The 13,021-nt window shown below is 66.1% G+C and carries 9 protein-coding genes; 5 read left to right on the plus strand and 4 right to left on the minus strand.

Annotated features, from left to right (window positions below; translation table 11 throughout):
- Positions 1-67 precede the first annotated feature (67 nt).
- Both DWF00_RS03085 and DWF00_RS03090 read right to left on the minus strand, forming a co-directional pair.
- Positions 68-1,510, minus strand: coding sequence for an exopolysaccharide biosynthesis polyprenyl glycosylphosphotransferase (locus DWF00_RS03085; protein ID WP_114829951.1), 1,443 nt, complete (start codon positions 1,508-1,510; stop codon positions 68-70).
- 325 nt (positions 1,511-1,835) lie between these two features.
- Positions 1,836-3,422, minus strand: coding sequence for a GMC oxidoreductase (locus DWF00_RS03090; protein WP_181832710.1), 1,587 nt, complete (start codon positions 3,420-3,422; stop codon positions 1,836-1,838).
- A gap of 712 nt (positions 3,423-4,134) precedes the next feature.
- Between DWF00_RS03090 and DWF00_RS03095 the strand changes: the two genes are divergently transcribed.
- On the plus strand, positions 4,135-4,815 hold the full coding sequence (locus tag DWF00_RS03095) for an FkbM family methyltransferase (protein ID WP_181832711.1): 681 nt from the start codon (positions 4,135-4,137) through the stop codon (positions 4,813-4,815).
- A gap of 84 nt (positions 4,816-4,899) precedes the next feature.
- The gene (locus DWF00_RS03100) at positions 4,900-6,765 is read left to right on the plus strand and encodes an acyltransferase family protein (RefSeq protein WP_114829954.1); all 1,866 of its coding nucleotides are present in this window, start codon (positions 4,900-4,902) and stop codon (positions 6,763-6,765) included.
- A gap of 56 nt (positions 6,766-6,821) precedes the next feature.
- On the opposite strand, the gene DWF00_RS03105 is transcribed toward DWF00_RS03100, so the two are convergent.
- Both DWF00_RS03105 and DWF00_RS03110 read right to left on the minus strand, forming a co-directional pair.
- Positions 6,822-8,318 (minus strand): lipopolysaccharide biosynthesis protein, encoded by a 1,497-nt coding sequence (locus DWF00_RS03105; RefSeq protein ID WP_181832712.1) that lies wholly within the window; start codon positions 8,316-8,318, stop codon positions 6,822-6,824.
- A gap of 91 nt (positions 8,319-8,409) precedes the next feature.
- Positions 8,410-9,756: a UDP-glucose dehydrogenase family protein gene (locus DWF00_RS03110; RefSeq protein ID WP_114829956.1), complete on the minus strand. Its 1,347-nt coding sequence runs from the start codon at positions 9,754-9,756 to the stop codon at positions 8,410-8,412.
- 230 nt (positions 9,757-9,986) lie between these two features.
- Here DWF00_RS03110 and DWF00_RS03115 point away from each other — a divergent pair, with 230 nt between their 5' ends.
- The 3 genes from DWF00_RS03115 (at position 9,987) to DWF00_RS03125 (ending at position 13,003) form a co-directional block, all read left to right on the plus strand.
- Complete coding sequence (locus DWF00_RS03115; protein WP_114829957.1) at positions 9,987-11,258, plus strand: polysaccharide biosynthesis/export family protein; 1,272 nt, start codon at positions 9,987-9,989, stop codon at positions 11,256-11,258.
- Positions 11,259-11,423: 165 nt separating this feature from the next.
- A complete protein-coding gene (locus tag DWF00_RS03120; RefSeq protein WP_114829958.1) occupies positions 11,424-11,747 on the plus strand; it encodes a hypothetical protein in 324 nt (107 codons plus the stop codon).
- A gap of 11 nt (positions 11,748-11,758) precedes the next feature.
- Positions 11,759-13,003, plus strand: a complete 1,245-nt coding sequence (locus tag DWF00_RS03125) for a right-handed parallel beta-helix repeat-containing protein (protein ID WP_114829959.1) — start codon at positions 11,759-11,761, stop codon at positions 13,001-13,003.
- The last annotated feature ends 18 nt before the right edge of the window (positions 13,004-13,021 follow it).

Raw genomic sequence — 13,021 nt, forward strand, 5'->3', positions numbered from 1 at the left:
ATATGAACAGGATCGTAAGTCGTTAATTCGGTAATCGCGCATCGCGATCCGCATCTCGGAGGTCTCGCTAGTAGACCTTCGAGATGTTCGTGATGACGCCGACAGTCCGGAACAGGATCTTGATGTCGAGCCACAGGCTCCAATTGGCGATGTACCAAAGATCGGCCTCGACGCGCCGGGCCATCAACTCGGGCGTCTCGGTTTCGCCGCGCAGGCCCGAGACCTGGGCGAAGCCGGTAATGCCCGGTTTCGCATGGTGGCGCAGCGCATAGTCGGCGATGAGCGCGCTGTACTGGCTGTCATGCGCGAGCACGTGCGGGCGCGGGCCGACCAGCGACATGTCGCCCTTCAGCACGTTGATGAACTGCGGCAGCTCGTCGAGGCTGGTCGAGCGGATCCAGCGCCCGACCGCGGTGATGCGCGGGTCGCCGCGCCGCGCCTGCCGGACGACCGGGCCGTTATCCAGCGTGCGCATGCTGCGGAACTTGAAGATCCGGAAGATGCGGCCGTTGGAGCCCGTCCGATCCTGCGCGAAGATCACCGGCCCGCGGCTGTCGAGCTTGATCGCAAGAGCGACCATCGCAAGCACCGGCCACAGGCAGGCAAGGGCGATCAGCGCCCCGGTGATGTCGAGCGCGCGCTTGACCGCCCGCTCATGCGAGCGCAGCGCCGGCCGTTGCAATTCAAAGGTCTTGAGCGGCCCGCAATCGAGGATCGGCTTTTGCAGCAGCGGCCGCATCTCCGGCGGCGCCACGAAGCGCACGCCGATCGGCAGGCGCCGCAACTGCGCCATCAGCGCGTCGAACCCCTCGGCGTTCGGGATCGGCGAGGTCACGAAGACCTCGTCGACCTGCTCGGACCGCACCAGGTCGGAGATCTTTTCGGGGAGATCGGTCTCGGGCCGGCCGGCGGCATCGCGCAGCGGCAGGCAGCGCATGACGCGGTGGCCCTGCCTCGCGAGCGCCGCGAGCAATTCGTCGGGTCCGGTCACCGGGTCGAAGAAGACGATCGCCCGGCGCGGCGGCAAGGTGCCGAGCCTGATGCCGGACTTGACCGCCGAGGCGGTGAGGATGCGCGCCGCCGTCAGCGTCGCCAGGCCGCCGCCGCAGGTGGCGATGGCGACGGCGCGTGAGAACTGGTCGCCGATCTTGAGCAGGAAGGCCGACATCGCGGCGATCAGCACCGCGGTGAACCATGACGTGGTCACGTCGGGCAGCGCAGCGCGGCTCGCCAGGATGCGGGGCGAACGATAGAGCCCGCGCGCATGCGCGATCAGCACGTAGAGCGCCGCGACGACGAGGCCGAGGCCGAAGGCGACGTCGAGATTGGCCGGCTGGCCCCAGAAGGCGATCGTGTAGAACGCCTGCGAGCCTGCTGCCACAGCAATAATGGCCGCTGCCTCAAGGGCGGCGAGTTGGACGCTGATAATCGGGTGAGGGAAACGCTCGGTGAGGACGAGCTCCCGCCCCAACGTATCCGGCATCTGATAGTTGGCACTATAGTCCGCCATCGATTGACTCCCGGACGCTGAACTCTGAAACCGCGATCATTTGGTTATCGAATTCTTAGCAACTCCCGGGCCAATTGATCTTTCGGTTTAGGGATTGATTATAATCTATGCAGGATTCGCCGGAGATGGCGGTAGGTGCCATTTTTATTTGCGAGTCGTAGTTTTGTGGACGACGAGTCGAAAGACGATCGCAAATTCGGCCCGGGAATAGCCAATTGAAATTGGAAAAGGTCTTTTGAGAGTGCAGGTGAAGCGCGGTGCACGAGTCGCGCCCGCGCAAGCTATACGGAGGAATCTGGGCTGAGCTTGGCGTGTGCGGCGGTGTCTATTGGGAGAGACGTATATCCGCGGCGCGGAGCGCAAGTTGAAGCAGTGTTAAACTCGGGTTTGCGCTGCCGGAACTTGGAAATACCGATGCGCTGACCAGGCTGAGATTGGCGACGCCGTGACAGCGGAGGAAGGGATCGACGACCGAGGCGCGGGGGTCCGTGCCCATGCGGGTCGAGCCGGCCGGGTGCAGCGTATCCTCGCTCCGTTCGATGAAGCGGGCCGGTTCGCCGGCAGCGGTTTCCGGCCAGGCGATGGGGCAGATCTCGTCGAACCCGGCGCGGGTCCAATAGGCGCGGAAGCGCCTGTGGGCGGCCTGGAACGTGTGCTCGTCCGCTTCGGTCGGGCTCCAATCCAGCGCCAGCACCGGCATGCCCAGGCCGTCGCGCTGCTGCGCCAGCTGCAGCCGGTTCTGCCGGTGCGGCGCCTGCTCGATCCGCAGGTCGGCGAAGAGCGACATGTCCGGCGGCAGGTAAAGCTGCCGGTATTTCAGTCGCCAGAGTGCGGCGCTGGCCAGGAAGCCCGGGTCGAGCAACTGCTTGATGGAGGCGAGATTTGACTTCGCGCTCCGGTGGCCCTGCACCCGGTGCCCCAGGCTGCGCAGGGCGTTGAGCGGCGAGTCCGGGGCGGGCGCGATGCGGATGTCGATATAGGCGCTGGCGATGCCGTCTTCCTGCTGCGCGGCGGGAGAGAGCTCGAAATGGATGCTGCGCCGCGTCGACCTCGTCAGGCGCTGGCCGAACAGCCGGTTGGTCAGGAAGGGATCGCGCATGGCGAGCTGGCCGAGCTCCACCCGCAGGTGATCCTGGAAGAAGCGCCCGAGCGCCTCGCAGCCGGCGAAGGCCCGCCCGTCCGAGATCTGGTCGAGATGGAGCGCCAGCCGCGTCGTCTCGAAGGTGCCGGCGGCGAAGAAGAAGGTTTTCGCCCGTATTTCCAGCCGCTTCCGGTTGGGGCTCGCCGCGATGACGGCGGCGAGCCGGCCGCGCTCCCGGTCGAGCACCAGGTCGCAGACCGAGGCGTTGAGCCAGGTCTCGATCCGCCCCTGGCCCTGCAACTGCACGCCGAGCGCCTTGGCGAGGTTGCGGTTGGAGAAGCGCGGCGTCTTCGGAAAGCGGCGAACCACGTCCGCATCGATGCTTCCGGCGGCTGGCAGCGGCGGCGAGGCGGCGGAATCGGCCTCGAACGAGCTGTGGTCGATCTTGAACAAGGTCTCGGTCAGCGGCGTATAGAGGCCGAGATCGGCGGGGGAGAGCGGCCAGGCCTCGATCGCGGCATGGGGCCGCGCCAGCATGTCGTGCGAGGTCAACGGGATGAGCCGCCCGCCCCAATGCGCGGAGGCGCCGCCGAGCCCGCGATATTCGCCCGAAATCATGCCCGCATGCCGTGACGAGCCGTTCAGGGCCTCGCGTACGGGCAACTGGCGGTTCGGCTGGCGCTCGCCGCTTTCGAGAATGACGACGCGGCGCCCGGCGCTGGCCAGCCGCCAGGCGATGATCAGCCCCGCCAGCCCGCTGCCGACGACGCAGAACTCCGCGTCGCGGCTAAGGATGGCCGCATCACTCTCGGCAAGATCGAATATCGCCACCGATCCTCGCAGTCCGCACGTGCGGCAGATCGTCCTACACAGCCAATCAATAGCGAGGGCATGTCCGGATGCCGCCACGTGGCGTATTCGCCCCGCGGCTGATTGGTATCGTCGACCTATATCAGCAAGACATGCGCCCAAATGCTTGAATTTACGCGTCAATGTAGCTTGTCGGGGAAACCGGCGGCGTTCAAGGAGCATGATTGGCGCTTGAGATGAGATGTCGGGGCAGATTGCCTAAATGGACATCGTTGTTCTGTATTGGATATGCTCTGCCATCTATAAGTATTGATGGGAGATATGCCATCGAATGCTTCGTGCATATAATTGGTGCAGGCTCGTCTTAGCGGGAGTGTCTGCGCAGATAAGTTCCGATCTTCGCTTGCGGGTGACGGTGACCGTCCCATCACGGAGCTTGAGCGAGCCAGTTCTCGTCAACGAAGACGTTGCGTCATGCTTTCGCGTACATCTGAACTGAAGTGGCGCTCGATTGGGTATTGAGGCGGCTAGCAAGTATCGATTCAGCTGAACCATGGCCCGTTGCGGCACTCCCGGGCCAAACGCCTCCGCCGACCGCGCTCCCGAACGGCATGAAATTTGCGGCGCCCCGTCAGGATAAACAATCCGAATAACGTTGCGGAGGGTGATGTTGATGGCTCAACTCAGCGTTTTGGATCGCGTGGGGTGCAAGTTAAAGGGTACGTTCCGCGAAATGCGCGGCGCCCAAATCGTCAGCAATGACGGCATTAGACTGATCGTCGACCGTGACCAGCTGAAGGATGACGCGATCATCCGGGCCCTGCTCTTCGATCGGCATGAGAGAACCGAGGCCGCGCTGGTCAAATATTGTTTGCGGCCCGGCGACCGGGTGCTCGAGCTTGGTTCGGGCGTCGGTTTCATCACGATGCTCTGCGCGCGCATCTGCGGCGCGGCCAATGTCGTGACGCTGGAGGGCAACCCGACGATGCACGCGCTTCTGGTGCGCAACCTCGCCATGAACCGTTACGCCGTCGATGCCCGCCAGTCGGTCGTCTCGCTCGATGGCGGGCCGGTGACCTTCCATCTCTCGGAGTCCCTGGTTTCGTCGAGCATGCTCGATCGCGGTGATGCCGCCGCCGAGACGGTGCCCTCGACCTCATTCCGCGACCTGCTCGCCGAAATCGAGCCTACGGTCGTCATCATGGATATCGAGGGCAGCGAGATCGACCTGCTCGGCACCTGCCCGATGCCGAGCGTGCGCGCCATCGGCGTCGAAACGCATCCGCAGATCGTCGGCGAAGACGCCATCGCCGCGATGGACAGGCGGCTGGCGGCCCTCGGCTTCCAGGTCGACGAGCGCTTCCCGACCGCATCGAAGCGCTGCCTCTACGTTCGCGAGCCGCGCAAGAACTGACATCGACAACAAAAGACCACTGAAAGGCTAGGCCGAAAGGGAAACGAGGCCAGGGGGATGTGATCCACGTGTTGGAGGAAGACGATGTATCGTCCCGACATCGACGGCCTGCGCGCATTGGCGATCCTGCCCGTTCTGCTCTTCCACCTGAACTTTCCCTTCGTCGAGGGCGGCTTCGTCGGCGTCGACATCTTCTTCGTGATCTCGGGCTACCTGATCACGCGCATTCTGCGCGACGATCTCGATAGCGGCTCCTATTCGATCGCGCGCTTCTACGAGCGCCGAGCGCGGCGCATCCTGCCGGCGCTCTTCGTCGTGCTGGCCGCGAGTTGCGTCGCCGGCTTCGCCGTCATGATGCCGCACGACCTTGTCGGCCTCGGCCAAAGCGCACTCGCGACGCTGCTGTTCAGCTCGAACATCCTGTTCCTCAATCAGGTCGGCTATTTTGCCGACCCGGCCGACATCAAGCCCTTGCTCCACACCTGGTCGCTGGCGGTGGAGGAGCAGTTCTACATCCTGTTCCCGCTGCTGCTGGCGCTGCTGCACCGCTTCGGGCGGCGGGCCGCCATCGCGGCTTGCCTCGCCATTGCCCTGGTCTCGTTCGGCGCCGGAATCTGGCTGGTGCAGAAGGACCAGGCGGCCGCGTTCTACCTCGCGCCGACGCGGGTCTGGGAGCTTTTGATCGGCTCGTTGCTGGCGCTTGGCCTGTTTCCGCTGCCGGGCAGCGACCGGCTGCGCCAGGGGCTGGGCTGCCTTGGCCTCGGCCTGATCGGCTTCAGCATCCTGACCTATTCCGAAAGCACGCTCTTTCCCGGCATCGCCGCGCTCGCGCCCAGCATCGGCGCCGGGCTGATCATCTATTCCGGCCAGAACGGCGTCACCTGGGTGTCGCGGCTGCTCTCGCTGCGCCCGCTCGTCTTCATCGGCCTGATCTCATACTCGCTCTACCTCTGGCATTGGCCGATCCAGGCCTTCTATCGCTATGAGGTCACCGATCATTTCAGCCGGCTCGAGAAGGTCGGGCTGCTCGCCCTCTGCTTTGCCTGCGCGATTCCGTCCTGGCGCTATGTCGAGCAGCCGTTCAGGACCGCGACGGGCTGGGGCCAGGGCCGCCGCGCCTTCACGGCTGCGGCGGTGGCGGCTTCGCTCCTCTTCGTGGCTGGCGGCGCGCTAGTCGTCGGGCATGGCGCCGCCTGGCGCTATCCGGCCAAAGCGGAGGCGGTGCTGGCCGGCATGGGCGGCTATGACGTCACCAGCGGCTATCGCGAGGGCTCGTGCTTCCTGACGAGCAAGTCCGACGACCTGGAGCTCTTCCGCAAGGAGCTCTGCCTGGGGCGGGACGCGGCGCGGAAGGATTATCTGCTGGTCGGCGACAGCCATGCGGCGGCGCTCTGGAGCGGGCTCTCCACGACCTTCACGGACATCCACTTCCAGCAGGCCACCGCGTCCGGCTGCCGGCCGCTGATGGACGGGCAGGGCGCCGAGCGCTGCCTTGGCCTGATGCGCTATATCTTCGAACAGCATCTGCCGCGGGCCGGGAGCGACGCCGTCGTGCTGGCGGCGCGCTGGACCCATGCCGACGTGGCGGGACTACTGAGCACGGTCGAGCGCCTCAAGCAGTTCGGCCGCCCGGTCTACGTCATCGGCCCCATCGTCGAGTACCAGCAGAAGCTGCCGCAGCTCCTGACCAAGAGCATCCTCTCCGACGATGCCGGCATGGTCGCGCGCAACCGCTCGCGGGCCCAGAAGGCCCTGGACGAGGAACTGGCGCAGGCGCTGCGCAATTCGGGGGCGACCTATATCTCGGCCTTCAAGACGCTGTGCCCCTCCGATCAATGCGTCACGCTGACCACGAGCGGCGTCCCGGTCCAATGGGATTACGGCCACCTGACGCGCGAGGGATCGCAGTTCGTGGCCGAGACCTGGCGGCGGAACCACCTCGTGCAATGAGAGGCGGCGCAGCATTTTGGAGCGAAGTGGGTACCGGTTCGCGTGAAGAAAAATAGCTACGGCTTGCGGCCGAGCGCCGAGCGCAGCCAGGCGCCCTCGTCGCCGAGCAGCTTGGGCACCGCGAAGAAGATCACCAGGGCGATCGCGCCCGCGACCGCACCGCCGGCCGCCAGGAGCAGGATCGGATGCCAGCCGAGCGACAGCAGGACCGGCTTGAGGAACAGCAGCGGCAGGTTGATCAGAGCCGCGACGAGGAGATGGCGGCCCATGATCGCCGCGATCTGGCGCAGCGAGAGCGCGCAGGCGCGCTTCGACAGCACGAGCCCGAGCACGAAGGTGATGACGATCGCCGCGCCGATGCCGGCTGCGACGCCGGAGAGCCCATAGGGCAGCCCGAGCCAGGCGCCGGCGCAGACGCTCGCAGCATAGAGCCACTGCCAGGAGGCCAGCCAAAAGGTCATGCCGCGCGCCCGGAGCAAGGTCGAGCTGATCTTGTAGGCGGTGCGGAAGAACAGCGACGCGACCAGGATCTGGAAGGGCAGGGTGACCTGCAGCCATTGCTTGCCGAGCAGCAGCTGGATGCATTCCTCCGCGAACAGGGTCAGGAAGCCGCTGAGCGGGATCGTCGCCAGCGCGATCAGCCCGACCGAGCGGCAATAGGCCCGTGCCAGCCGGTCCCGGTCGGACTGGATCGTCGCCAGCGCCGGGAAGAGCACCTTGTCGCCGACTGCGCCGAACAGGTTCACCGGCTGCATCAGGATCGTATAGGCGCGGTTGTAGATGCCGAGCGTCGCGGCCCCGAGCCAGCGGCCGACGATGAACTGGTCGGCGTTGAGCGCGACGTAGTTGCCGAGGCTCGAGAGCGTGATCCCGGCGCCGAAGCGCAGCAGCCGGCGCAGTGCCCCCCAATGCAGCAGCGGCCTCATCGCGTGGCGCGAGCAGGCGATGAAGGCGAGGCTCGCCAGGACGCTCTGCGCGATCTGGCCCCAGACCAGCGACCAGATGCCGAAGCCAGCGAGCGCGAGCCCGATCGCGACCGCGCCATAGCCCAGCGCATAGCTCGCCATTCCGATCAGGCTGATCGAGCGGAAGCGCATTTCGCGCTGCAGTTTCGCTTCGGCGACGATCGCGAAGCCGCGAATGGCGAAGATGAAGCATAGCACCCGCAGCGCCGGCTCGACGGCGGGAATCTGGAACAGCCCCGCAACGACCGGAGCCGCAACGAACAGGATCGCGGTGATCGCGAAGCTGGCCAGGGCGGAGACGGTGAAGCCGGTGCGCACGTGCTCGCGGTCGAGCTGCGGCATCTGCACGATTGCCGGCGCGATGCCGATCGTGCCGAAGATGTCGGCCAGCGCGACCACGGTCATGGCGGCGCTGACGACGCCGAAATCGGTCGGTGTCAGCAGCCGCGCCAGCACCGCCAGCACGGCGATGCGCAGCAGGGCCTGGCTGCCGGCGCCGACGAACATCCAGGCGAAGCCCTCGATCGTTCGCCGGGACAGGGATTTTGCTGGCGACGCGCCGCCCGCAACCGCGAGAGCGGGGGTCAACACAGCCTGCGAGGCATCTACCATCACGCAAGTCGCCTTCGGGTCGTCCGAGTGTTCGGGTCGGCTTAGAGCACCATCACTCGGAGCAAGGTCATTCGGCCGCGATGCGCGCGGCCTCGGGCAGCTTATAGCTCGCCGCCCGGCCGACGCTGACATAGGTAAAGCCGCGGGCGTGCATGTCCTCGGTGCGGTAGATGTTTCTGAGATCGACGATCACCGGCTCGCGCAGCGCCTGCTTGATGCGGTCGAGGTCGAGCGCGCGGAACTCGTCCCATTCCGTCACCACGACGAGCGCATCAGCGCCCTCGATGCAGCCATAGGCATCGCCGGCATAGTCGACGTTCTCCAGCATCAGCCGGGCATTGTCGGTGCCTTCCGGATCATAGGCCCGGACCCGGGCGCCGGCATCCTGCAAGGCGGTGATGACCGAGAGCGAGGGGGCGTCGCGCATGTCGTCGGTGTTCGGCTTGAAGGTCAGTCCGAGCACGGCGATGGTCTTGCCGCGCACCGAGCCGCCGCAGGCGGTGATCACCTTGCGGGCCATGGCGCGCTTGCGCTTGTCGTTGACGGCGACGACGGTCTCGACCAGCCGCAGCGGCGCGTCGTATTCCTGCGCCGTCTTCATCAGCGCCAGCGTGTCCTTCGGGAAGCAGGAGCCGCCATAGCCCGGCCCGGCATGCAGGAACTTGCCGCCGATGCGGTTGTCGAGGCCGATGCCGCGCGCCACCTCCTGGACGTTGGCGCCGACCTGCTCGCAGAGATCGGCCATCTCGTTGATGAAGGTGATCTTCGTGGCGAGGAAGGCGTTCGCCGCATATTTCGTCAGCTCGGCCGTGCGGCGCGAGGTCACCAGGATCGGCGCCTGGTTGAGGTAGAGCGGCCGGTAGACCTCCTTCAGCACCTCGATGGCGCGCTCGTCGTCGGTGCCGAGCAGGATGCGGTCGGGCCGCTTGAAGTCGGCGATCGCCGCGCCCTCGCGCAGGAATTCGGGATTGGAGGCGACCGCGAAATCGGCGTCGGGCCGGGTCTCGCGGATGATGCGCTCGACCTCGTCGCCGGTGCCGACCGGCACGGTCGATTTGGTCACGATGACCGTGTAGCCGTCCAGCGCCAGCGCGATCTCGCGCGCCGCCTGGTAGACATAGGACAGGTCGGCGAAGCCGTCGCCGCGCCGCGACGGCGTGCCGACCGCGATGAAGACGGCGTCGGCGCCGGCGACTGCGCTCTTCAGATCAGTCGAGAACGAAAGCCGGCCGGCCTGCGCATTGCTTGCGACGAGTGCTTGCAGGCCGGGCTCGAAAATCGGTATTTCGCCACGCTGCAAGGCTTCGATCTTGACCGGCATCTTGTCGACGCAGGCGACCACGTGTCCGAAATCGGAGAAGCAGGCCCCGGACACAAGTCCGACATATCCGGAGCCGATCATTGCGATACGCATCTTGAGCCACCCATGGTTAGAGCCGTAATTTGCTCGCTGGGACAGATGTTACGCAAAAGCCGTGCCTAAATATGCTTCGGTGAATACATTGATTAAGTAATAGGCTGCAATGTCAAATTTTGATCATTCGGCATATTGCCATGCTTGGCCTTTGCCACACAGAATTGGCTCGGAGCGCGAAAGTCATGGTCTCAGGTGGCATTGCGCCACGACGTTAAGGAGTGTCGCGCATGACGAAACGGTCACTGACGCGGTTGCTGGCTGTTGCCGGCGTCGCGAGTTTTTTGGGCCTGATCCCGGCCCGCGCCGACGACGCCGTGCCTGAATACAAGATCGCCCCGGGCGATCGACTTGAGGTGAAGGTCGTCGGCCTGCCCGAGCTCGGCCAGAAGGCGCTGGTCGATATCAACGGCAACCTGCCGCTGCCCATGCTCGGCTCGGTGAAGGTCAGCGGGCTGAGCCTGGCCGAGGTCCAGGACAAGCTGCGCACCGCGCTGTCCGGCAAGATCGTCTATCGTCGCGCGCTCGACGGCAAGAAGATCCCCAACATCGCCGATGTCGACGAGATCCTCGTCGAGGTCGCCGAATACCGGCCGGTCTACGTCAATGGCGACGTGCCGCGCGCCGGCGAGGTGGTCTATCGGCCGGGCATGCGCGTGCGCCAGGCGCTGAGCCTGGCGGGCGGGCAGGACCAGTCGGCAGCGCGCGCCAACGGCAACCTCGTCAACGTCTTCGACTATGGCAGCGCCCGCGACACGCTGATGCTCGAGTTCACCCGGGAGCGGGCGCAGTATTGGCGGCTGAACGCCGAGATCGACGATAATGGCAAGGCCTCGGCCGACGACCTGATCCAGCGCCTGCCGCAGATCGGCGGCGCCGACCTTGTCGCCAAGTCGGAGAGCGACCTCCTCGCCATCCGCACGCGCGACTGGCAGAACGAGAAGGCCTTCCTCAGCAAGTCGGCCGATCAGGCCGCCGCGCGGACCAAGGCGCTGGCCCTGCAGTTCGACACGGAGAACAAGGGCAGCACCGCCGACGCCGACGAGTTCGACCGGATGCAGAAGCTGCTCGACAAGAGCCTGACCTCGCAGAACCGCGTCACCGACGCCCGCCGCGCCATGCTGATCTCGGCGACGCGGGCACTGCAGATCGGCGTTCAGCTCACCACGGCCGAGCGCGACCAGGAGGAGCGGACGCGCAACCTGACCCGGACGGTCGACCAGCGCCGGGCCAACCTGATGAAGGAGCGCGACGATTCCGCGCTGAAGCTGGCCCAGCTCAAGGCCCGCATGGAGGCGAACGACAAGAAGCTCGTCTTCATGGGTGGCGCGACCAAGCAGATTCTCGGCGACGACCCGACCAAGATCCAGATCACGATCAGGCGCGATGGAGTGGACGGAGTCCAGACCATCGCCGCGACCGAGGACACGCTGCTCACGCCGGGCGACGTCGTCGAGGTCGTCCTGAAGCAGGGCGTCGATCTCGGCATGCTGGGGAAATGACCGCGCCTTCTCTGACGCGGCGGGCGCTGCTGCTGGCTTCGGTCGCGGCCGCCGCGCTGTTGGCCGGAGGCTTGCAACGGCCTCTAGCCGGAGAGGTCCGGGATCGGTCCATGCGCCGGCTCACGGCCGATTGCCTGGACCTGACGGTCGATGGAGAGCACGCCGATGCCAGTGGAGCGGATCGAAGTCGGATCCAGCGGCAATGACGGAACGGGCGATCCGCTCCGCACCGCCTTTGCCAAGGTCAACCGCAATTTCGAATGGCTCGCCTCGGCGCTCACCGCGCGCATCGCCAGCCTGCCGATCTTCGCGCATGTGCGCCACGAGCATGACGACTACGTGCCGCGCCATGTCGCCGACGGCCCGCCGAAGGAGCCGCCCACGCGCTATGGCGCCATGTGGATCGACGCCGGGCGCGGCCGCATCTACCTCGCGACCGGCACGGCCTCCGTCGCCGATTGGCGCGAGCTGCGCCTCGTAGAGCCCTGAAAGGCGAGCCCTTGGCCACGATCCGCTACACCAAAGCCGGAGGCGGCCGAGCCGACGGCTCCAATTGGGCCGACGCCAAGCCGCTCGCCGCGCTCGATCAGGACCTGCGTCGCGCCGCGGCCGCCGACAGCTTTCTGCTCGGCTTCGACCGCGACCGCGAGGACCCCGTCTTCTGGTCGCAGATCGGCATCGTGCTGAACCGGCCCGGCGCGGCACAACGCCCCATCCGCCTCGCGGTCGGCTATGTCGGCCACCAGGACGATGTCCAGCCGATCGAGCCGCAATCGGCCTCGACCTGCTTCATCAATTCCGCGATCTCGCCGCTCAAGCGCGCCGGCCCCGCCATGACCGGCGAGCCCTACCTCAAGTTCAGCAATGCGGCCGGCTTCATCGACGTCGCGGGGTTCACCGTCCGCGGCGCGCCCAATGACGGCTTCATCCGCTTCGACCAGGCGGCTTCTCCCTATTCCCAGGTCTCGCTGCGCGGCATTCATGCCGAGCGCGTCGGCCGGGTCATCGAGACCCTGCGCGGCGCGCGGCTGAGCAATGTGGTGATCGAGAATTGCAGTGCCTTCGCGGTTGCGCGCGGCTTCGCGCGCTTCCGTTCGATCGAGAATTCGATCTTGCGCAACATCGTCGCCGATGGCGGCGGCCTCGACGGCACCGGCGAGAACGTCTGCCAGATGCTGGCCTTCGAGACCGCCTCCAACATCACGTTGGATTCGGTCTTCCTGAACAACGCCGTCAATATGAGCGGCGCGGGCGAGGGCAAGCGCAGCAACTACGTCCAGGGCGACGGCATCGTCTGCGAGCGCGAGACCTCGGATTTCACCTTCCGGAACTGCCATGTCAGCGCGATGGGCGATGGCGGCTTCGACCTGAAGACCCGCAACGTCACGATGGAGGATTGCAGCGCGCTGCGCTGCAAGTTCGGGCTGCGGATCTGGTCTGACGGCACGAACGTCGTTCGCCGCACTGCGATCCACAGCCCGCGCCCGGCCGGCCCCAATCATGGCGCCTGCGTCTGGTTTGCCGGCAAGGCGGACCTGATCGATTGCGATCTGCAGGCCGGCGCCTATTCGGCCGTGTTCCAGTCGGGCGAGGGCGGCAGCGGCGCCCCGAAGCTGCGCCTGTTCGGCGGCTCGATCCGCACAGACGGCAATTTCCCGATGCTGGTGGGCAGTGGCGGCGGTGTCGTCGAGCTCAACGATGTCGCGGTGAACGGCGAGATGCGCACGGCGACGCTGAAGCTCTGAGGGAGCTTCCGGCCAGGG

The sequence above is a fragment of the Allobosea caraganae genome (genome assembly GCF_003351345.1).
Classification (GTDB): domain Bacteria; phylum Pseudomonadota; class Alphaproteobacteria; order Rhizobiales; family Beijerinckiaceae; genus Allobosea; species Allobosea caraganae.